This window comes from Streptomyces sp. NPDC000404 (assembly GCF_040300365.1).
Lineage (GTDB): Bacteria > Actinomycetota > Actinomycetes > Streptomycetales > Streptomycetaceae > Streptomyces > Streptomyces ramulosus.
Window position 1 is genome coordinate 270,359 of record NZ_JBEPDN010000007.1, and the last position, 20,990, is coordinate 291,348.

19 protein-coding genes and 1 tRNA gene are annotated in these 20,990 nt (G+C 71.2%); 10 read left to right on the forward strand and 10 right to left on the reverse strand.

What is annotated here, in order from left to right:
• Positions 1-424 precede the first annotated feature (424 nt).
• The 6 genes from ABT345_RS15735 to pknB all read left to right on the forward strand — a co-directional run bounded on the left by ABT345_RS15735 (position 425) and on the right by pknB (position 8,527).
• Positions 425-1,252, forward strand: coding sequence for an FHA domain-containing protein (locus ABT345_RS15735; protein WP_345089187.1), 828 nt, complete (start codon positions 425-427; stop codon positions 1,250-1,252).
• A gap of 10 nt (positions 1,253-1,262) precedes the next feature.
• The gene (locus ABT345_RS15740; protein ID WP_030285727.1) at positions 1,263-1,787 is read left to right on the forward strand and encodes an FHA domain-containing protein FhaB/FipA; all 525 of its coding nucleotides are present in this window, start codon (positions 1,263-1,265) and stop codon (positions 1,785-1,787) included.
• Between the two features lie 133 nt (positions 1,788-1,920).
• Positions 1,921-3,510, forward strand: coding sequence for a Stp1/IreP family PP2C-type Ser/Thr phosphatase (locus ABT345_RS15745; protein ID WP_345089192.1), 1,590 nt, complete (start codon positions 1,921-1,923; stop codon positions 3,508-3,510).
• Positions 3,511-3,533: 23 nt separating this feature from the next.
• The gene (locus tag ABT345_RS15750; protein ID WP_345089195.1) at positions 3,534-4,931 is read left to right on the forward strand and encodes an FtsW/RodA/SpoVE family cell cycle protein; all 1,398 of its coding nucleotides are present in this window, start codon (positions 3,534-3,536) and stop codon (positions 4,929-4,931) included.
• Positions 4,928-6,397, forward strand: coding sequence for a peptidoglycan D,D-transpeptidase FtsI family protein (locus ABT345_RS15755; protein WP_345089199.1), 1,470 nt, complete (start codon positions 4,928-4,930; stop codon positions 6,395-6,397). Before ABT345_RS15750 ends, ABT345_RS15755 begins: the two co-directional genes overlap by 4 nt.
• A gap of 147 nt (positions 6,398-6,544) precedes the next feature.
• Positions 6,545-8,527, forward strand: coding sequence for a Stk1 family PASTA domain-containing Ser/Thr kinase (pknB, locus tag ABT345_RS15760; protein ID WP_345089202.1), 1,983 nt, complete (start codon positions 6,545-6,547; stop codon positions 8,525-8,527).
• 146 nt (positions 8,528-8,673) lie between these two features.
• Here pknB and ABT345_RS15765 read toward each other — a convergent pair whose 3' ends face one another.
• The 6 genes from ABT345_RS15765 to ABT345_RS15790 form a co-directional block, all read right to left on the reverse strand.
• Positions 8,674-9,414 (reverse strand): class E sortase, encoded by a 741-nt coding sequence (locus tag ABT345_RS15765; RefSeq protein WP_345089204.1) that lies wholly within the window; start codon positions 9,412-9,414, stop codon positions 8,674-8,676.
• A 25-nt stretch (positions 9,415-9,439) separates the two neighbouring features.
• Positions 9,440-10,954, reverse strand: a complete 1,515-nt coding sequence (locus ABT345_RS15770) for a class E sortase (RefSeq protein ID WP_345089207.1) — start codon at positions 10,952-10,954, stop codon at positions 9,440-9,442.
• A complete protein-coding gene (locus tag ABT345_RS15775) occupies positions 10,951-11,589 on the reverse strand; it encodes an aminodeoxychorismate/anthranilate synthase component II (RefSeq protein WP_345089211.1) in 639 nt (212 codons plus the stop codon). The genes ABT345_RS15770 and ABT345_RS15775 overlap by 4 nt, the downstream gene beginning before the upstream one ends.
• Positions 11,586-11,762, reverse strand: coding sequence for a hypothetical protein (locus ABT345_RS15780; RefSeq protein ID WP_345089213.1), 177 nt, complete (start codon positions 11,760-11,762; stop codon positions 11,586-11,588). The genes ABT345_RS15775 and ABT345_RS15780 overlap by 4 nt, the downstream gene beginning before the upstream one ends.
• Before the next feature lie 71 nt (positions 11,763-11,833).
• A complete protein-coding gene (locus tag ABT345_RS15785) occupies positions 11,834-12,538 on the reverse strand; it encodes a class E sortase (protein ID WP_345089216.1) in 705 nt (234 codons plus the stop codon).
• A 39-nt stretch (positions 12,539-12,577) separates the two neighbouring features.
• Positions 12,578-13,348, reverse strand: a complete 771-nt coding sequence (locus tag ABT345_RS15790; RefSeq protein WP_345089219.1) for a DUF881 domain-containing protein — start codon at positions 13,346-13,348, stop codon at positions 12,578-12,580.
• 177 nt (positions 13,349-13,525) lie between these two features.
• On the opposite strand from ABT345_RS15790, the gene crgA reads away from it, so the two are divergent.
• Positions 13,526-13,780 carry a cell division protein CrgA gene (crgA, locus tag ABT345_RS15795; protein WP_345089222.1) on the forward strand — a complete coding sequence of 85 codons (255 nt, stop codon included), beginning with the start codon at positions 13,526-13,528 and terminating at the stop codon, positions 13,778-13,780.
• Positions 13,781-14,050: 270 nt separating this feature from the next.
• Here crgA and ABT345_RS15800 read toward each other — a convergent pair whose 3' ends face one another.
• Positions 14,051-14,956 (reverse strand): rhomboid family intramembrane serine protease, encoded by a 906-nt coding sequence (locus ABT345_RS15800; protein ID WP_345089225.1) that lies wholly within the window; start codon positions 14,954-14,956, stop codon positions 14,051-14,053.
• Positions 14,957-15,108: 152 nt separating this feature from the next.
• Positions 15,109-15,642, reverse strand: coding sequence for a peptidylprolyl isomerase (locus tag ABT345_RS15805; RefSeq protein ID WP_345089228.1), 534 nt, complete (start codon positions 15,640-15,642; stop codon positions 15,109-15,111).
• Positions 15,643-15,922: 280 nt separating this feature from the next.
• On the opposite strand from ABT345_RS15805, the gene ABT345_RS15810 reads away from it, so the two are divergent.
• Positions 15,923-16,678 (forward strand): DUF5324 family protein, encoded by a 756-nt coding sequence (locus ABT345_RS15810; RefSeq protein WP_345089230.1) that lies wholly within the window; start codon positions 15,923-15,925, stop codon positions 16,676-16,678.
• 744 nt (positions 16,679-17,422) lie between these two features.
• On the opposite strand, the gene ABT345_RS15815 is transcribed toward ABT345_RS15810, so the two are convergent.
• Positions 17,423-17,495 (reverse strand) — tRNA-Ala (locus tag ABT345_RS15815).
• Between the two features lie 128 nt (positions 17,496-17,623).
• Between ABT345_RS15815 and ABT345_RS15820 the strand changes: the two genes are divergently transcribed.
• Positions 17,624-18,172, forward strand: coding sequence for a helix-turn-helix domain-containing protein (locus ABT345_RS15820; protein ID WP_143941787.1), 549 nt, complete (start codon positions 17,624-17,626; stop codon positions 18,170-18,172).
• Between the two features lie 60 nt (positions 18,173-18,232).
• Positions 18,233-19,537, forward strand: coding sequence for a serine/threonine-protein kinase (locus ABT345_RS15825; protein WP_345089234.1), 1,305 nt, complete (start codon positions 18,233-18,235; stop codon positions 19,535-19,537).
• 70 nt (positions 19,538-19,607) lie between these two features.
• Here the strand turns inward: ABT345_RS15825 and ABT345_RS15830 are convergent, their stop codons facing one another.
• Entirely contained in the window at positions 19,608-20,978 is a 1,371-nt protein-coding gene (locus ABT345_RS15830) for a hypothetical protein (protein ID WP_345089237.1), read from the reverse strand.
• Between the last annotated feature and the right edge of the window lie 12 nt (positions 20,979-20,990).

The window sequence follows — 20,990 nt, forward strand, 5'->3', positions numbered from 1 at the left end:
AGCGCCTTGCGACATGCAGAACATTAGCACGGCTCGGCGGGTGGTTTCACCTGCCCTTTCCTCGCCCCCGGGCGGACCGCGCACCGGCGGCCGACCGCGGGCCGCGGACCCGGTTCCGGGCCGCCCGGCGGACCCCGGAGCGCTCCGCCGCAGCCCACACCCCCTCGGTCCCGGCCACCCGGCGTCGGGACCCGGCCCCGCCCGGAGCGAGGTGAACGGTTGCGGGACACTGTCCGCGGGGCACCTCTACCATCGCAGTGCACGGACGACGGGCACGGCACAACGCCCCAACAGGCAACCCTGTGAGGGGGGACACTCGTCACTCCGGGCGGGAAAGGGGAACCAGCTGATTTCCCGGCGCGTGGATACGATCGGTAAGCAGTATCAGGACGACCCTGTCGAAGACTGAGGAAGGAGGTGCCCCGTGGGAGTACTGAAGCGCTTCGAGCAGCGTCTCGAAGGTCTCGTCAACGGCACCTTCGCCAAGGTGTTCAAGTCCGAGGTGCAGCCCGTTGAGATCGCCGGCGCGCTGCAGCGCGAATGCGACAACAACGCGACCATCTGGAACCGTGAGCGCACAGTCGTCCCCAACGACTTCATCGTCGAGCTGAGCGCCCCCGACTACGAGCGGCTCAGCCCGTACAGCGGACAGCTCGGTGACGAACTGTCCGGGATGGTCCGCGACTACGCCAAGCAGCAGCGCTACACCTTCATGGGCAACATCAAGGTGCACCTGGAGAAGGCCGACGATCTCGACACCGGCCTCTACCGGGTGCGCAGCCGCACCCTCGCCTCCAGCACGTCCCAGGAGCAGCCGGGGCCGTCGTCCGCCGGACGCGGTGCACCGGCGGCGCCCCGGGGCGGCTACACCGGCGGCGGCCATGTGAGCCCGCCCCCCATGCCCTCGTCCCCGCCGCCCGGCGCTCCGCCCCGTACGGCACCGCCCGGCGCGGGCCCGCAGCCGCACGCGCAGACGCGGCGCTGGATCGAGATCAACGGCACCCGACACCAGATCTCGCGCAACTCGCTCGTTCTGGGCCGCAGCACCGACGCCGACGTCCGGATCGACGACCCCGGGGTTTCCCGGCGGCACTGCGAGATCCGCGTCGGCACGCCCCCCACGGTCCAGGACCTGGGCTCCACGAACGGGATCGTGGTGGACGGGCAGCACACCACCCGCGCTAGTCTCCGCGACGGCTCGCGGATCGTCGTGGGCAGTACCACCATCGTTTACCGGCAAGCCGAAGGGTGAAGCGGGGGCAATGTCAGAGCTGACCCTCACGGTCATGCGGTTGGGTTTCCTCGCCGTACTGTGGCTGTTCGTCATCGTGGCCGTTCAGGTCATCCGCAGCGATCTGTTCGGCACGCGCGTCACACAGCGCGGCGCCGCCCGGCGGGGCGGTCAGGAGGCGCGCGGCCAGCGGCAGCAGGCCGCGCCGCCGCAGCAGCGCCGCCAGGAGGGCGGGCGCGGCAACAACCGGCAGCGCCGGGGCGCCCCCACCAAGCTGGTCGTCTCCGAAGGCACCCTGCAGGGCACCACGGTCGCCCTCCAGGGCCAGACCATCTCCCTGGGCCGGGCGCACGATTCGACGATCGTCCTGGACGACGACTACGCGTCCAGCCGGCATGCCAGGATCTACCCGGACCGTGACGGCCAGTGGATCGTCGAGGATCTCGGTTCCACCAACGGCACGTACCTGGACCGGAACCGCCTGACGACGCCGACCCCGATCCCGCTGGGAGCCCCGATCCGCATCGGCAAGACCGTCATCGAGCTGCGGAAGTAGTACGACTTATGAGCGAGCGGAGCGAGCGAGCCGCGGCGGTCCACTCGACGGCCCCGAGCGTGCTCCCGACCGGAGGGTGGGCAGTGTGGCTCGACGAGACCGGCTGTACCCCGAGCCGACAGGTGAGGTGCGCATGAGTCTTTCCCTGCGCTTCGCCGCCGGATCGCACAAGGGCATGATCCGGGAGGGCAACGAGGACTCGGGCTACGCCGGACCGCGGCTGCTGGCCATCGCCGACGGCATGGGCGGCCAGGCCGCGGGCGAGGTCGCCTCGTCCGAGGTGATCTCCACGCTCGTCCAGCTCGACGACGACGTCCCCGGCTCCGACATCCTCACCTCGCTCGGCACCGCCGTGCAGCGCGCCAACGACCAGCTGCGCGTCATGGTCGAGGAGGACCCGCAGCTCGACGGCATGGGCACCACCCTGACCGCGCTGCTGTGGACGGGCCAGCGCCTCGGCCTGGTGCACGTCGGCGACTCCCGCGCCTATCTGCTGCGGGACGGCCAGCTCACCCAGATCACGCAGGACCACACCTGGGTGCAGCGCCTCGTCGACGAGGGCCGGATCACCGAGGAGGAGGCCACCACGCATCCGCAGCGCTCGCTGCTGATGCGGGCCCTGGGCAGCGGCGACCGCGTGGAGCCGGATCTGTCGATCCGCGAGGTCCGCGCCGGTGACCGCTATCTGATCTGCTCGGACGGCCTGTCCGGCGTCGTCAGCCACCAGACGCTGGAGGAGACGCTCGCCAGCTACCACGGTCCGCACGAGACGGTCCAGGAGCTGATCCAGCTCGCGCTGCGCGGCGGCGGTCCCGACAACATCACCTGCATCGTCGCCGACGTCCTCGACGTCGACGGCAACGAGGCGCTGGCCGGGCAGCTCAACGACACCCCGGTCATCGTCGGCGCGGTCGCCGAGAACCAGCACCAGCTCAGCGACCCGAGCACGCTGCAGACCCCGGCCGCCCGCGCCGCCGAGCTGGGCCGCGGCCGGGACGTCCCGGCGCAGTCGCCCGGCGGCGCCTTCGGCCCGCCCGGCAGCGGCGACGGCGAGGCGGGCGGCGCACCGCAGGGCTCGTTCGGCGCCTTCGCCGACGAGGACTTCGACAAGCCGCGGCGCCGCGGCACCTGGATCAAGCGGTCGCTGTTCTCGGCGCTCGCCCTGGCCGTCGTCGGCGGCGGGCTCTACGCGGGCTACCGCTGGACGCAGACCCAGTACTTCGTCGGCGCCAAGGACGACCACGTCGCGCTCTACCGGGGCCTGAGCCAGGACCTCGCGTGGATCTCGCTGAACAAGGTCGATCAGGACCACCCCGAGATCGAACTCAAGTACCTACCGCTGTACCAGCGGAACCAGGTCAAGGAGACGATCCCGGCCGACAGCCACGACGAGGCGACCCTCAAGGTCACCGAGCTGGGCAAGCAGGCGCACGCCTGTCTGAGCAAGCAGCAGCGGGAGGCCGCCGAGCGCGCCGAGGCCAAGGCCAAGAAGGACCGGGAGAAGGCGCAGCAGGAGCACGGCCGGACCGACGGCACGACCGGCGGAACCACCGGTCACCAGCCCGGTGTTCCCGGCACTCCCACGACTCCCGGCGACCGGACCGCCACGACCGGCACCCCCGGTGCGCTCGTGTCCCCGTCGACTCCCCCGGCCGACACCACCAGCCAGGCCCCCTCCGAGGAGCAGTTGAAGCTGGAAAAGAATTGCAGCACCCAGCAGTGAGGGCGTAGGGGGCCGTACACGTCATGAGCAGTACCACCAACACCACCACCATCGGCACCATCGGAGCCCCGAGCCGCCGCAACACCGAGCTGGCGCTGCTCGTCTTCGCGGTGATCATCCCGGTCTTCGCCTACATCAACGTGGGGCTCGCCAAGGAGCAGGCGATCCCCGCCGGCGTCTTCGGCTACGCCCTCGGGCTGGCCCTGCTGGCGGGCGTCGCGCATCTCGTCGTCCGCAAGTGGGCGCCGTACGCCGACCCGCTGATGCTGCCGATCGCCACCCTCCTCAACGGCCTCGGGCTGGTCTTCATCTGGCGGCTCGACCAGGAACCGAAGATCACCACGACGAACCTGGGCGGCCCGATGGCGCCCGGCCAGCTGATGTGGTCGACGCTGGGTGTCGCGCTCTTCCTCGGCGTGCTGATCCTGCTCAAGGACCACCGCGTCCTGCAGCGCTACACCTACATCTCGATGGTGGTCGCGCTGCTGCTGCTGATCGCGCCGATCTTCTTCCCGGCCCGCTACGGCGCGCGCATCTGGATCACGATCCCCGGTGTCGGTTCGCTGCAGCCCGGAGAGTTCGCGAAGATCATCATCGCGGTGTTCTTCGCCGGGTACCTGATGGTGAAGCGGGACGCGCTGGCGCTGGCCAGCCGCCGGTTCATGGGCCTGTACCTGCCGCGCGGCCGCGACCTCGGGCCGATCCTCGTCATCTGGGCGCTGAGCCTGATGATCCTGGTCTTCGAGACCGACCTGGGCACCTCGCTGCTCTTCTTCGGCCTCTTCGTGATCATGCTGTACGTCGCGACCGAGCGCACCAGCTGGATCGTCTTCGGTCTGCTGCTGAGCGCCGGCGGCGCCGTCGCGGTGGCCACCTTCGAATCGCACGTCCAGGTCCGTGTCCACAACTGGCTCAACCCGCTGGAGCTGCTCAACGGCGGTGTCACCGAGACCGCGCAGGCGATGTACTCCTTCGGCTCCGGCGGCATCCTCGGCTCCGGTCTCGGCCAGGGCTACTCCCGGCTGATCGGCGGCATCGCGCCCAAGAGCGACTACATCCTCGCCACCGTCGGCGAGGAGACCGGGCTGGCCGGCCTGATGGCCGTCCTGCTGCTGTACGGCCTGCTCATCGAGCGGGGCATCCGCACGGCGCTCGCGGCCCGCGACCCGTTCGGCAAGCTGCTGGCCGTCGGCCTGTCCGGCGCCTTCGCGCTGCAGGTCTTCGTCGTCGCCGGCGGTGTGACGGGCCTGATCCCGCTGACCGGTATGACGATGCCGTTCCTCGCCCAGGGTGGTTCGTCCGTCATCGCCAACTGGGCGCTGGTCGGCATCCTGCTGCGCATCAGCGACACCGCCCGGCGGCCCGCCCCGGCCCCCGCCCCCTCCACCGACGCCGAGATGACCCAGGTGGTCCGCCCGTGAACAAGCCCCTGCGCCGGGTCGCGATCTTCTGCGGCCTGCTCGTCCTCGCCCTGCTCGTCCGCGTCAACTGGGTGCAGTTCGTCCAGGCCGACGAGTTGAAGAACGACTCCAACAACCGCCGCGTCGCCATCGAGCGGTACAGCAAGCCGCGCGGCGACATCATCGTCGGCGACCAGCCGGTCACCAGCTCCACGACGACCGACAGCGGCGACTACAAGTACAAGCGGACGTACAAGAACGGCAAGATGTGGGCGCCCGTCACGGGCTACGCCTCGCAGGCGTTCGACGCCAACCAGCTGGAGAAGCTGTACGACAAGATCCTCACCGGCACCGACGACCGGCTGTTCTTCAGCCGCACCGTCGACATGCTCACCGGCCGCAAGCAGGAGGGCGGTGACGTCGTCACCACCCTCAACGCCAAGGCGCAGAAGGCCGCCTTCGAGGGGCTGGGCGACAAGAAGGGCGCGGTCGCCGCGATCAACCCGGAGACCGGCGCGATCCTGGCGCTGGCCACGGCGCCGTCGTACGACCCGTCCACCTTCGCCGGCATGAGCGACGACGACTCCAAGGCGTACAACGGGCTCCTGAAGGAGAACAACCCGGACGACCCGACGCTGAACCGCGCGCTGCGGCAGACGTACCCGCCCGGCTCGACCTTCAAGGTCGTCACCGCGGCGGCGGCACTGGAGAACGGTCTCTACACCGACATCGACGCCCCGACCCGGTCGCCGATGCCCTGGTACCTGCCGGACACCAACCACGTCCCGCTGCCGAACGAGGGCAACATCCCCTGCAAGGACGCCAGCCTCCGCGAGGCGCTGCGCTGGTCGTGCAACACCGTCTTCGGCAAGATCAGCGCCGACCTCGGCAACAAGAAGATGATGGCCGAGGCGGAGAAGTTCGGGTTCAACAACTCGAAGATCGACACCCCGGTCCGTCTCGCCGAGAGCATCTATCCCGAGGACAACCGCCCGCAGAACGCCCAGGCGGGCATCGGTCAGGCGTCGAACCGCGCCACCCCGATGCAGATGGCCATGGTCACCGCGGCGATCGCCAACGGCGGCAAGCTGATGGAGCCGTACATGGTCGACAAGCTGGTCGCGCCGAACCTCAACGTCGTGGAGCAGCACACGCCGAAGGAGATGAGCCAGCCGCTCAAGCCGGAGAACGCCCAGAAGCTCCAGGACATGATGGAGACCGTCGTCAAGACCGGTACGGGTACCTCCGCGCAGATCCCGGGCGTGACGGTCGGTGGCAAGACCGGTACCGCGCAGCACGGTGTGGGCAACAAGGACAACCCTTACGCGTGGTTCATCTCCTACGCGAAGACCGCCAAGGGCACCCCGGTCGCCGTCGCCGTCGTCATTGAGGGTTCCGACACACTTCGCGGCGACATCGCGGGTGGCAAGCTCGCCGCCCCGGTGGCGAAGAGCGTGATGGAAGCGGTGCTCAGCGACAAGAAGTGACTCCTGGGCAGGGCCGTACCGGTCAGATATCAGGTTGCGGTTACGGCCCGGCCCGGTGCAGAGCGCCGGGTACCGTATGCCCGGACAGCACACCGCCGGACCACACACGGGTGCGGTCGGGACTGACGGAGAGGGCTGGAGAAGCTTATGGATGAGCCGCGTCGCCTCGGCGGCCGGTACGAGCTGGGCTCGGTGCTCGGCCGCGGTGGCATGGCCGAGGTGTACCTCGCCCACGACAGCCGCCTGGGCCGCACCGTAGCGGTGAAGACGCTGCGGGTGGACCTCGCCCGCGACCCGTCCTTCCAGGCCCGGTTCCGCCGTGAGGCCCAGTCGGCCGCCTCGCTGAACCATCCGTCCATCGTCGCGGTCTACGACACCGGCGAGGACTACGTCGACGGCGTCTCGATCCCGTACATCGTCATGGAGTACGTCGACGGTTCCACGCTGCGGGAGCTGCTGCACTCCGGGCGGAAGCTGCTGCCCGAGCGGTCCCTGGAGATGACCATCGGGGTGCTCCAGGCGCTGGAGTACTCGCACCGGGCCGGCATCGTCCACCGTGACATCAAGCCCGCCAACGTCATGCTGACCCGCACCGGCCAGGTCAAGGTCATGGACTTCGGTATCGCCCGGGCGATGGGCGACGCCGGAATGACCATGACGCAGACCGCCGCGGTCATCGGCACCGCGCAGTACCTCTCCCCGGAGCAGGCCAAGGGCGAGCAGGTCGACGCCCGCTCCGACCTCTACTCCACCGGCTGTCTCCTCTACGAACTCCTCACCGTCCGGCCGCCGTTCATCGGTGACTCGCCGGTCGCCGTGGCGTACCAGCATGTGCGGGAGGAGCCGCAGAAGCCCAGCAACTTCGACCCCGAGATCACGCCGGAGATGGACGCCATCGTCCTCAAGGCGCTGACCAAGGACCCGGACTACCGCTACCAGTCCGCGGACGAGATGCGGGCCGACATCGAGGCGGCGCTGGACGGCCAGCCGGTCGCGGCCACCACCGCGATGGGCGCGGGCGGTTTCGACCAGGACCAGCCCACGACGATGCTGCGGCCGCAGGACCCGGGCGCGCAGACCGCGATGCTGCCGCCGATGAACCCGGACGACGGCGGCTACGGCTACGACGACCGGCCCTCGGGCCGCCGGGGTGCCTCCGGTCCGCCGAAGAAGAGCCACACCTCGACGATCCTGCTGGCCGTCGCCGGTGTCCTCGTCCTGGTCGGTGCGATCTTCATCGGCAAGGCGATGTTCAGCGGAAAGGCCTCCGGCGGCGGGGTGACGGCGCCCAACATCGTCGGCGAAACCCTGGCGCAGGCGAAGGAGTCCGCCCGGAACAACGGCGATCTGAAGATCGTCAAGGGTGGCAGCGAGGCCTGCGAGAACGTCGACAAGGGCCAGATCACCAAGCAGGAACCGGCTGAGGGCGCCACCATCGACGAGGGCGGCACGATCACCGTCACGATGTGCACCGGCCCCAAGCAGGTGCAGGTCCCCAACGTCCGTGGCTTCAGCGAGAGCGAGGCGCGCTCCGAGCTGAAGAACAAGGGCTTCGAGAACGTCGAGCTCACGCAGAAGGTCTCCGAGCAGGACCCGGGCACCGTCCTCGACCAGGACCCGAAGCCGGGCGCCAGCAAGCCGAAGAACACCACGATCACGCTGACGATCGCCAAGTCCAACCCGAAGGTGAAGGTCCCCGACGTCGTCGGCAACGACTTCGCCGCGGCGGAGAAGCAGCTGAAGGATCTCGGGCTCCAGGTCACCAAGCAGGAGCAGGAGGTGTCCGACCCGGCGCAGGTCGGCAAGGTCACCGCCATGGATCCGGCGGGCCAGACCGAGGTCGACGTCAACACCACGGTCACGCTGACCGTCGGCAAGGCGGCGGCGCAGAAGCCGGTGCCCAATGTCGTCGGCCAGAAGGTCAAGGACGCCAAGAAGATGCTGCAGGACGCCGGATTCACCAACATCCAGTTCGCCGGCGGCAGCAACCAGGACGACAACGCCCGGGTCATGCAGCAGGACCCCGCGGGCGACACCCCGTCCGACCCCGCCTCCACGACGGTGACGCTGACCACCATCGGTGGCGGCGGTGACCACGGCGACGACGGCGGCGGCTGGCCGTTCGGCTGACGGCGGCGTCACCGCACGACGGTTACGCGGTCCACCCGCTTCACAGATGAGCCCGGGCCCCTGGAAAGGGGCCCGGGCTCATCTCGTGTGCGCGGCGTGGAGCGCCGGTCACGGCCGGGGGAGGCCGGGGCGCGGTGCCCGGTCGGTCAGCGCAGTTCCTCCGGCGGGGTGCGGTCCGCGTCGACCTTCTCGGTGCGCTCCAGCTCGCCCCAGACGATGTAGCGGTAGTTCGAGGTGTAGACCGGGGTGCAGGTCGTCAGCGTGATGTAGCGGCCGGCCTTGTCCTTCCCGGACTCCTTGGGGATGCGGTCGAGGACGTCCACGTTGAACTTCGAGGTCTGGTCGAGCACCGCGTAGACCTTGTAGACGTACCAGGTGTCCTTGGTCTCGAAGACGATCGGGTCGCCCTCGCGGAGCTTGTCGATGTTGTGGAACTTCGCGCCGTGGCCGTCGCGGTGCGCGGCGAGGGTGAAGTTGCCCTTCTTGTCCTGCGGCAGCGCGGAGGCGATCGGCTTGGTGTAGTAGCCGGCCACGCCCTCGTTGAGGATCTCGGAGCCGGTGCCCTTCTTGACCAGCACCTCGCCGTTCTTCATCGCCGGGACGTGCAGAAAGCCGATGCCGTCCTTGGTGTCCAGCTTGCCCGGCCCCTTCGGCGTGGGAGCGGCCCAGTGGCGGCGCACCTCGTCGCCCTGCTTGTCGGCGGCGCGGTCGGCGAGGACGTTCGTCCACCACAGCGAGTACGCGACGAAGAGGCCGAGGATCAGTCCGGCGGTGATCAGCAGTTCGCCGATCACGCTGATCACGGCGGCGACGGAGCGGCGCATCCGGCGTGGTCGGTTCGGCGGCGCGGACCGTTCGATGTCCTCGTCATGGCCCGTGGCAGTCACCGCGTAGTACCCCTCTTACCTTCGGTCAGCCGGTGAGCGCATCCGGTTCGCCCTTGCTCCGCGGCTGCGCCGCGACCATCTTGCCCCAGACGATCATCCGGTAGGTACTGGTGAATTCCGGGGTGCAGGTCGTCAGGGTGAGGTACCGGCCCGGCGCCGTGAAGCCGGAACCCTGCGGCACCGGCTGGATGACGCTGACGTTCTGCGGGCTGGTCTGCGGGAGGATGCTCTCCATCTCGTACGTGTAGTACGTACTCTGCGTCTCCACGACGATCTTGTCGCCCGGGCTGAGCTTGTTGATGTAGCGGAACGGCTCGCCGTGGGTGTTGCGGTGGGCGGCCACCGCGAAGTTGCCCTTCTTGTCCCAGGGCATCGCCGTCTTGATCCCGCTGCTCTTGTCGTAGTGTCCGACCATCCCGCGGTCCAGCACGGAGTGCTTGTCGATGCCCTCGGCGATCGGCGCCTTCACGTCCAGCTTCGGGATGTACATGATGGCGAAGCGCTCGCCCGCGGCCAGCGACTTCTTCTCGCCGCCGCCCTCGTCCCACTGGTGCTGCAGGGTGGTGGTGGCGCCGCCCGCCTCCTGCTGGGCCAGGACGTTCGTCCACCACAGCTGGTAGGTGACGAAGAGCAGCATCACCACGCCGAGCGTGATGAACACCTCGCCGATGGCGCGGCTGGCGATGAGGCTCAGGCTCTCCTTCGCGGCGCGGGCGGCGCGGCGGGCCTCCAGCCGTGAGGTGGGCGCGGGCGGCGGCGGGGGCGGGGCGCTCGTGGCCGCGGCGCCGCCGTGCTTGCCCCGGCGCCCGCCGCGCTTCGCCGCCTGCTGGGCCGCCTTACGGCGCGCGGCGCGTCCGCCGGGGGCCGGGGCGGCCGCCGTTTCACGTGAAACACCCTCGTGGTCCTCCCCTTCGGTTTCACGTGAAACCGAGGCCGTGCCCGACGCTGTTTCACGTGAAACGGCGTCGCTGCCGGAGGGGGCGCCGCCCGGATTCCCGGTCCGTTCCGCCTGGCGCAGCGCCATGGTCTCGTCGTCGGCCACCGGTCCGGCGGTGGGGGACGGTGCGGAGGGAGCGGACGGGCCCGGGGGCTGGGGGCGGGCAGCCGCGGGGCCGAACGGCGGTACCTGGGCCGGGCCCGTGGCGGTGCGGCGGCCCGCGGGCGTCTCGGGCCCGAATCCGGTGGCGGCGCGGGGTGGCGTGGCGTCCGCCGGTCTCTCCTCCTCCACCGGGCGCGGACGGAACCACGGCGAGCCGTGGTCGGGCGCCGGTGAGCCGGTGAGCCGGGCGTGGCCGCCCGGGCGCGCGGGCGCGGGGATGCCGGTGGCTGCCGGGTCGGCGGGCCGCGGCTGCTCGGCGGGGGCCGCGTCCGGCCCGCCGGGTGGGCCGCCCGGTCTCGGCAGCGGGTCCATCAGCGGATCGTTGAGCTGCCCCACCGCCGCCTCGAACGCCGCGTCCCCGCCGTACGGATCGCCGTCCACGCCCTGTGAGGCGTAGGGATCGTGGGGGTTGCCGTCACGCTCGGGGCGTGTGGCGGTCACGCGCCGGCCTTGCCGACCACCGGGGCGAGCCCCGTCGAGCGCTCCACCGCTCCCGCGTCACCGCAGGCGACGAGCCAGTTGGCGAGCATCCGGTGACCCCATTCGGTGAGCACCGACTCTGGGTGGAACTGGACGCCTTCCACGGGCAGTTCGCGGTGGCGCAGCCCCATCGCGATGCCGTTGTCGGTCCAGGCGGTGACGGTCAACTCGTCCGGCACCGTGCCCTCCTGGACGGCGAGCGAGTGGTAGCGGGTGGCCGTGAACGGCGAGGGCAGGCCGCTGAAGACGCCCTCGCCCGCGTGCGAGACCAGCGAGGTCTTGCCGTGCAGCAGCTCGGGGGCGCGGCCGACCACCCCGCCGTAGGCGACCGCCATGGACTGCATGCCCAGGCAGACGCCGAAGACCGGGACGCCGGTGTCCGCGCAGTGCCGGACCATGTCGATGCAGACCCCGGCCTCCTCCGGCGCGCCCGGGCCGGGCGACAGCAGCACCCCGTCGAAGCCGTCCTGCGCATGGGCGGGGGTGACCTCGTCGTTGCGCAGCACCTCGCATTCGGCGCCGAGTTGGTAGAGGTACTGCACGAGGTTGAAGACGAAGCTGTCGTAGTTGTCGACGACGAGAATGCGTGCACTCATCGGACGGCTGCCATCCCTTGATCGACCGTGACGTCATTGAAGGGGAGCAGCGGCTCCGCCCACGGAAAGACGTACTGGAAAAGCACGAAGACGACCACCAGCACCAGCACCAGGGAAATCAGCGCCTTCACCCATGTGTTGCCCGGCAAATGCCGCCAGATCCAGCCGTACATGCTGTCCCTACTCGCCGATGACGGTGTCGATTGCCCCACCAGACTACGGGGCGAGGAGGGGCCCGGGTGGGTCAGCCGGACAAAGCCGGGGGCCTTCCCTGCGCCACCGGCTGCGTCGCGTCCAGATGTGCCCAGGTGATGAGCCGGTGACTGTGTCCCCACTCCGGCTCGCAGGTGGTCAGGGTCAGATAGCGGCCGGGCCCGCGGTAGCCGGAGGCGCGGGGCACGGGGTCGATCACGCCGATGTCGTCGGGCAGCGTCCGGTAGGGCCGCCGGTCGATGCGGTAGGTGAACCACGTGGTGCCGTCGGAGACCACCACGGCGTCGCCGGGCCGCAGCAGCGGGAAGTCCTTGAACGGGTCGCCGTAGGTGCGCCGGTGCCCGGCGACGGAGAAGTTGCCGACCTCGCCGAGGCGAGCGGTGGCCGCGTAGTGCCCGAGCCCGCGCCGCAGCACGCCGGTGCCGGTGCCCTCAAGGACCGGCTTGGACCACTCCGCGCCGAGACGGGGGATGTACATGACGGCGAACGCGGCGCCGTTCGCGTACGGGCGGGGGCTGCCGGGCGGCGCCGGTGCGGTGGCCGGGCCGGGGCGGGCCGCACCGGTCGTGGGTGCCGTGGCCGACCAGCGTTCCTGGAGGCGGCCGATCTCCTGGTCCATGGCGTTGTCGGCGCGTACGCCGGTCCAGAAGAGGAGGTAGCAGACGAACAGCACGATGAGCGTGCCGGTCGTGACGCACAGCTCGCTGAACGTCCGGACGATCCACCGCACCGTCACCGGCCCCGCCCCTTCCCGCCGCCGTCGCCGGCGCGCGGGCTACGGCTGCGCCGGCTGTGCGTAGTGGAGCTCCACTGTGCCGGAGTAGCCGGGCAGAGTCACCGCCTCGCGCTGGTCGACTTTCCAGCCGAGGCCGTAGGCGTTGACGTACTGGAGGTAGTTCTGGATCGCGGGTGCCTCGGTCAGCGCGCGGTTGAGGGCGTCCCGGTCGCCGACGGCGGTGATCTTGTAGGGCGGGGAGTAGACGCGGCCCTGGAGGATCAGGGTGTTGCCGACGCAGCGCACCGCGCTGGTGGATATCAGCCGCTGGTCCATGACCTCGATGCCCTTGGCGCCGCCCCGCCACAGCGCGTTCACCACGGCCTGGAGGTCCTGCTGGTGGATGACGAGGTCGTTGGGCTGCGGCTCGGGGATGCCGGGGATCTTGGCGGTGGCGTTCGGCGGGGCGTCGGTGAGGGTCACCGACAGGCCCTCGCCCTTCAGCTTCTCCGTGCCCGCCTGCTCCTCCAGCGCCCGGAGCTTGGCCTCCTCCGCCCGGGAGGTGCCGTTGTCGCGCCGGGTGAGGCCCTCGACGTCCGAGCGGAGCGCCGCGTTGCGTTCGTCGTGGGCGCCGTTCTTCTGACTCCGTTGCTGGATGAGGTCGGAAAGGCGGAGCATGGAGTCGTCGGAGCGCAGATCGGTGCCGCGTGCGGTGTCGAAGCTGAGCCAGAACATCAGGCCCGCGAGCGCGAAGACGGCGAGTGTGAGCAGGCGCACGGGTCGCAGCCGCGGGCGGGCCGGGCGGCCGGAGGAGTCAGCTGGAGTGCTCAACGTACCCTTGCTCCTTACGACGCCGCGGAAGCACTACGCTAACGGACGCCCCGGGGCGCCGAACCGCTCCCCGGCGCATCCGTCCGGCTCCCGCCCGTACGCCCGCGCGGACGGGGGCACCTCCCGCTCAAGAGGAGTCGAGAGCGGGAGAGCAGCGCATCGACAGGAGAGTTCCTCGTGCCGAAGTCACGGATCCGCAAGAAGGACGACTTCACCCCGCCGCCGGCCAAGGCCACCAGCCTGAAGATGAATTCCGGCCGCGGTTGGGTCGCCCCGGTGATGCTGGCGATGTTCCTGATCGGGCTCGCCTGGATCGTGCTGTACTACGTCTCCGAGGCGGATCTGCCGGTCAAGGCGATGGGCGACTGGAACATCGTGTGCGGATTCGGCTTCATCGCGGTGGGCTTCGGCGTCTCCACGCAGTGGAAGTGACGCAAGCCCTGCCCAAGGCCATCCACACAGTTATCCACAGCCGGGGAAAACTTCAGAAGATCTGTGGATAACCTCTCGGGATGTTGACGCCGGTGTGATCGGCCACGCCCGTCCCGGTGACCTGCTTCCCCCCTACGTACTGGGAAAACGCAGGTTCGTACGATCCGGGACGGGCGTTCCCCACAGCGTGCACAAGATCCGCCACGCACTGTGGACAACACCGTGGAACGGGCCCGCGGGCGCCGGTTACCCCCAGGCCCGCGCGGCCGCTCAGCCGGTCAGCTGGAACGTCCGCAGCACGACCACACCGATGATCACCAGCAGCGCGGCGACACACGTCAGGGTGTGCACCAGCGTCCGGCGCTCGCGCGGCGCATGCACCATGCCGTACGCCACCGCCGCGCCCACCACCAGGCCGCCGACATGCGCCTGCCAGGCGATATTCGGCCACAGGAAGGTGAAGACGAGGTTGAGGCCCAGCAGGATCAGCACGGGCTTCATGTCGTAGTTCAGCCGCCGCAGCAGGACCGCGGTGGCGCCCAGCAGACCGAAGATCGCGCCGGAGGCACCGAGCGAGGGCTGGTTCTGCGCCGCGAGCAGATACGACAGGGCGCTGCCGCCCAACCCGGCGAGCAGATAGAGCGCGGTGTAGCGCAGCCGGCCGAGCGCGGCTTCCAGCGGCGGTCCCAGCCACCACAGGGACAGCATGTTGAACGCGATGTGCGGGATCTCCTGGTGCAGGAAGACCGCGGTGATCAGGCGGTACCACTGGCCCTCGGCGACCCCGACGAGCTGGTAGTGCTGCGGGTCGAAGGCCAGGCCGATCAGGTCGAGGCGTCCGACGAGCCCGCTGGAGGCGTAGACCGCGATGAAGACCGCGACGTTGAGGCCCAGCAGGATCTTGGTGATCAGCTTGGGGTCGGAGGCGACGGCTCCGCCCGCGAGGGTGCGCGGGGTGGTGGCGTGCGCCGAGTGGCCCGTACCGCTGCCGGTGCGTACGCACTCCGGGCACTGGAAGCCGACCGAGGCGCTGACCATGCACTCGGGGCAGATCGGCCGCTCGCAGCGGGTGCAGGTGACGCCCGTCGGGCGGTCGGGATGGCGGTAGCACCCCGGCAGGCCATGTGCGCCGCCCGCGCCCTGCGGATCCTGCGGGGTGCCTGGCACCTGGTCCATCGCTCGGTCGTCCTCTCTGCGGCTGGGCGCGTCATCACAACACACCCGCCCACCACCGGGCCAGCACGCGGGGCGCCCCGCCTGGTCTACGACCGGACGGGGCGCAAGGTTCCCGGGAACGGCGGGCGCGGGGCGCCCGGGCCGGGCCCGGGTCAGCTCTCGCGGTTCTCGATGACGACCGACTCGATGACGACGTCCTGCACCGGGCGGTCGGTGCGCGGGTTGGTCTGGGTGGCGGCGATGGCGTCCACGACCTTCTTGCCGGCCTCATCTGCGACCTCACCGAAAATGGTGTGCTTGCCGGTCAGCCATGCGGTCGGGGAGACGGTGATGAAGAACTGCGAGCCGTTGGTGCCCGGACCGGCGTTGGCCATGGCGAGCAGGTACGGCTTGGTGAACCCCAGCTCGGGGTGGAACTCGTCGGCGAACTCGTAGCCCGGGCCGCCGGTGCCGTTGCCGAGCGGGTCGCCGCCCTGGATCATGAAGCCGCTGATCACGCGGTGGAAGACGGTGCCGTCGTACAGCTTGTCCGTGGACTTCTTGCCGGTTGCCGGGTGGGTCCACTCCCGCTCGCCCTTGGCGAGTTCGACGAAGTTCTTCACCGTCTTGGGGGCGTGGTTCGGCAGCAGCCGAAGGGTGATGTCGCCCTGGTTGGTCTTCAGGGTGGCGTAGAGCTGCTCAGCCACGGATCTGCCTTCCATGAGTCTTCGCTGATCGGGCTCCGATCCTCGCACGGACCGGCCCGGTACGCGGCCCGTGCCGCGCCCCGCCCCGGCGCGTACGGCCCCGACGGCGGGCACCCGCGCTCCCTCGGCGGCGGGGCGCGCGCCATGACCCGGATGCCCGCGCGTACATGCCGTACGGCGGGCGAGCGGGCATGATCGTCAACCGGGTGGACAGGCAAGAGAGCAGACCTGGGGGAGCAGCCCCCACGGCCCCGGACACGCCACCGAGGAGGAGGATCCAGTGACCCGCAAGGACAGCGTGCGCGCCGCGACCGGTTCGGCCAGGGAGAGCGTGCGGCACGCCGCTGAGGTGGTGGCCCCGTACGCCGGTACGGCCAGGGACACCGCGATGCAGTTCGCCCAGGAGGCGCGGACGCGTGTGGCGCCGATGGTGGCGGAGGCCGCGCAGCAGGCCCGCACCCGGGTGACCCCCGTGGTGGCGGAGGCCGCCCAGCAGGCGCGGGCCCGCTACGACACCCATCTGCAGCCGCGTATCGACCACGCCCGGGGCGCGCTGCCGCCGAAGGTGGACGCGGCGGCGTGCCGCGCCGCCCATCGCACCCGCTGTGCGGCACGGCAGGCCGCGGAGTACGCCGCGCCCCGGGTGGAGAGCGCCGTGCACTCGGCCCGCACGGCCGCCGAACCGGTCCGCGAGGAGGCGCTCGCCCGTGGCACCGCGGCACTCGCGGCGCTGCGCGGCGAGGTGACGGCCGCCGAGATCGAGAAGCTGGCACGGAAGAACCGCTGCCGGGCCCGGGCCGGGAAGACCGCCAAGCGGTTGCTGGTGGTGGGGCTGCTGGCCGGAGGCGCCATCGCCGCCTGGAAGTGGTGGGACAAGCAGGCCAACCCGGACTGGCTGGTGGAGCCGCCCGCCCCCACCGAGGTGAACGACCGCGGCCGGCTCGGCTCCGTCGACGGCAGCGGAGCCACGGCCCGGAACGAGCCCGGGGACGAGGACAAGGAGCACGGCGACGGCCCGGGCGGAGCCTCGGCCTGACTTTCGGGCCCCGCCTGACGGTCGAGGCTCCGCCTTACCGTCGGGCTTCCTCCGGACCGTCGAGCATCTGCCCGGTCTTCGGACCTCGCCCGCCCGTCGGCCCTGCGCCTGCGCAGGGCCTCGGCCCCTCCGCCGGGAGCGGCGCCCTGGCCAGGCCCGACGCCTCGGACCGGCCGCCCACCCCATCGCTCCGGTACGTCACCCGGTGCCCGCCACCCCTGAGGGCCGGCGGGCACCGTCGCGTACGCAGCCGGGGAGACGGACAAGTGGGCAGGCGGCACGCGAACAGCCGGGCCCGTGGTTTCACGGGAAACATCGCAACGCACCTTCACGCCCCGAGACGGCCATCGCATTCCCCGCGTGAAGCCACCGGCCCCGCCGCGGTACGACGGCCACGTTTCACGTGAAACACCCATCCCGGCCCAGCGCCTCGACAGCTCCGGGTACCCGTGCACGACCAGGTTCGCCACCCGGCGGTCGAACTCGGCTCCGGCATCGAAGATCTCGCGCGCTTCCGTCACTGCCATCCCGGACAACTCGGTTCTTCCCGTGCGGGGTTCGAGGTGCTCGGCGGCCGCGGGGAAGGCGGCCAAAGGTACAGAAAGGGTGGGGGAACGGTGGGGATCAGGCGAGGGAATGCGGTGCGCGACCACCGTGCGGCCCCCGGTGCGCACCCCGGCCCCACGTGCCCATGAGAAAACCCCTCCGCCCTACGTTTCCGCAGGTCGGAGGGGTTTTACGGAGTGGAGCCTAGGGGAGTCGAACCCCTGACATCTGCCATGCAAAGACAGCGCTCTACCAACTGAGCTAAGGCCCCGTCGCCGACCAGGGTACCTGGTGCACGAGCGCTTTCCCGACCGGGTATCGCCCGGCACCGTCGCTCTCCGTAGGATGCTTCGCGAGATTCGCGGCAGCGAAGCGCGACCGGGGAGATGGGGAGACGGCATGGACGCAGCACAGCAGGAAGCCACCGCGCGGGCCCGGGAGCTGCAGCGGAATTGGTACGGGGAACCGCTCGGTGCCCTCTTCCGCCGCCTCATCGACGATCTCGGGCTCAACCAGGCCCGGCTCGCGGGGGTGCTCGGCCTGTCCGCGCCGATGCTGTCGCAGCTGATGAGCGGTCAGCGGGCGAAGATAGGCAACCCCGCCGTGGTCCAACGGGTCCAGGCGCTCCAGGAGTTGGCCGGTCAGGTCGCCGACGGCAGCGTCAGCGCCGCCGAGGCCACCGACCGGATGGACGAGATCAAGAAGACCGCGGGGGGTTCGGTGCTGAGCAACACCGCACAGACCGTCTCGTCGACCGGCTCGACCACCGTGCGGCGCGTGGTGCGCGAGATCCAGTCGCTGCTCCGGTCGGTTTCGGACGCGGGAGAGATCATCGAGGCGGCGAACGCCCTCGCCCCCACCCACCCCGAGCTGGCAGAGTTCCTCCGGGTCTACGGTGCCGGCCGCACCGGGGACGCGGTCGCGCACTACGAGGCGCACCAGAGCTAGCCGTACAGCGGGCCGGTCACCGCGGGGTACGCACAGGTCAGAAAGCGACGGGGCAGCACCATGGGTGAGATCTTCGCCGGGCGGTACGAGCTGGTCGACCCGGTCGGGCGCGGAGGCGTGGGCGCCGTCTGGCGCGCCTGGGACCACCGGCGGCGCCGCTACGTCGCCGCCAAGGTGCTCCAGCAGAGCGATGCGCACACCCTGCTGCGGTTCGTCCGGGAACAGGCGCTGCGGATCGATCATCCGCACGTGCTCGCCCCGGCGAGTTGGGCCGCCGACGACGCCAAGGTCCTGTTCACCATGGATCTGGTGCACGGCGGCTCGCTCGCCCATCTCATCGGCGACTACGGCCCGCTGCCCCCGCGGTATGTCTGCACCCTGCTCGACCAGCTGCTCGCCGGGCTGACCGCGGTGCACGACGAGGGCGTGGTGCACCGCGACATCAAACCGGCGAACATCCTGCTGGAGGCGACCGGCACCGGTCGGCCGCATCTGCGCCTCTCCGACTTCGGCATCGCCATGCGCAAGGGTGAGCCGCGGCTCACCGAGACCAACTACGTGGTGGGCACGCCCGGCTACTTCGCGCCCGAGCAGATGCTGGGCGCCGAGCCGGACTTCCCCGCCGATCTGTTCGCGGTCGGCCTGGTCGCGCTGTACCTGATCACCGGCACCAAACCGGACGCCGAAGCGCTGGTGCGGCACTTCACCGAGCACGGCGTACCGCACGCGCCCGAGGGCGTCCCGGAGCCGCTGTGGCAGGTGCTGGCGACGCTGCTGCACCCCGATCCGGAGTCCCGGTTCCGTACCGCCACCGGGGCGCGGAAGGCGGTGCTGGCTGCCGTCGAGCTGCTGCCCGAAGCGGGGATCGACGACGAGGCGGTCGAGGTCTTCGACCACATCGGACCGCTGCCCGAGGGGTTCGGGCCGGACGGGCCGCTCACCGCGCCGCGCGACGGCCGCGGGGCCGGCTCCGGCGCCGGTGCGCCGCTCGCCCCGTCCGACACCGGAAGCTTCGTCCTCGCCCCGCCCGGACAGTCGCTGCCGCAGCCGCTCCCGCAGCCGCCCGCCACCCCGCCGGTCCCGGTGGCCGCCCCGCACGTCCCGGCCCCCGCGGCGCCGCCCGGCACCCCGCCCTCGGGGACGTACCGGCCGACCGCGGGCTCCTGGCAGCAGCCGCCGGCCACCCGGCCCTACACCTCGCCGCAGCCGCCCGCCGCGGCGCCGCCGGTACCGCCCGGCGTCCCGGAGCATGCCGCGCCCGCGGCGGTACGGCGACCCGGCCCACCGGCCAAGGTGGCGGTCCCGGTGCTCGTCGTCGCGCTGCTCTGCATCGCCTTCGGCATCTGGGCGCTCACCGTCTCCTAGGGCATCTCCGCAAAGTCCCGCCCGGCGCGCGACGGCCTCCGGGCGGACGACGGGCCTTTACGGATACGGCCTAGCGGCGGTCCGGCCAGCCGGGCGGGATGCCCGGGGCGCGCGCACCGGAGCGGGTGGGCTCCGCGGCATGCGCCTGCGGGGACAGCGCGGGGCCCGCGGCGGTGGCCGTGGCGGCCGTCCGGCGGGCCAGCAGCGTCCAGGAGCCGAGGGCGGCCAGCAGCACCGCGCCGGTGGCGATCCCCGCGTAGCCCAGCGTCCGCAGGTTCCCGCCGCCCGCCTGCTCCCCGGGCAGCCCCTTCCCGGCCGCCTCACGGTCCCCGGGCCGCACCGAGAAGTCCCCGGCGGGACCGGCGTACCCGGGCCCGGGCCGGGCGGTCCCCCGGACGTCCACCCGCAGCGTCAGGTCCGCGCCCTGCGGGAAGAACCGTGCGGCATCGGGGTGGAGCGTGACCTCCAGGTAGTACCAGCCGGCCACCCGCATGGCGCGGACGTCGTCGGAGACGGCGAAGCGGTTGCCGTACGCCACCGGCGCGGTGAAGAGCCTGGAGGCGGCGGGCCGGCCGTCGTAGAAGACGAAGGTGTCGTCGTCGATCACACCGCGCGCCGGGTTGTACGCGGTCACGCCGAGCGCCTTGGAGATGCCCTCGGCGGTGCCGCCGGCCGCGTTGGGCAGCTCCGCGCTGAGGTTGAGGCGCTGGCCCCAGTCGACCGGCACCCGGTAGAAGCGGGACTCGCCGGGCCGGATGCGGTCCTTCCACAGGCCCGTGTCCACACCGCCCGCGCTGTGGAAGCCGGCGCCGCCACGGGCCTTCCGCTTGGTGCCCGAGGCGGGCGGCGGGGGCGTGGCGGACGGGCCGCCGTCGGCGGGCACGGTCGGCGCGGTGTCCTTGAGGCCCGGTTCGGAGAGGTGGGTGATCTCGATGGGCCACGCCTGCGGCCCGGACGTCGCCGAGCCCTCCCGGGTGACGACGAGGTAGTACGCCCCGGCGCTCCGGCACCGGGAGCCGTCGCCGTCGACGCTGCGGGTCGCGTAGTCGGCGATGGGGTAGGCCATGCCGTCCCCGCGGAACGCCGGATCGGCCTCGCGGTCGCAGATGGCGCCATTGACGTCCTGCACGCTGATCTTGAGCCGGTCGGTGTGGTCCTCGACCTTGGTGCCCGGCGGCGGGGCGGCGACCACGGAGAAGTACGCGGTGGAGCGGGCGTCGAGGGGGACGGTGTAGTACTTCTGCTCACCGCGTTCGATGGAGTCGGTGTACGTCCCCTTGCCGATCTCCGGGGCGTCGGCCGCGCTCGCCCGGCCCTTGACCGGGGTGGCGTCCGGCGCCGTGGCGTAGCGGGGCACCTTCGTGAGGTCCGCGGTGCCGTCGGCGGCGGACGCCGTGCCCACCGCGCCCGGTGCCCAGGCCACCGCCGAGAGCGCCGCCAATGCGGCGGCCCC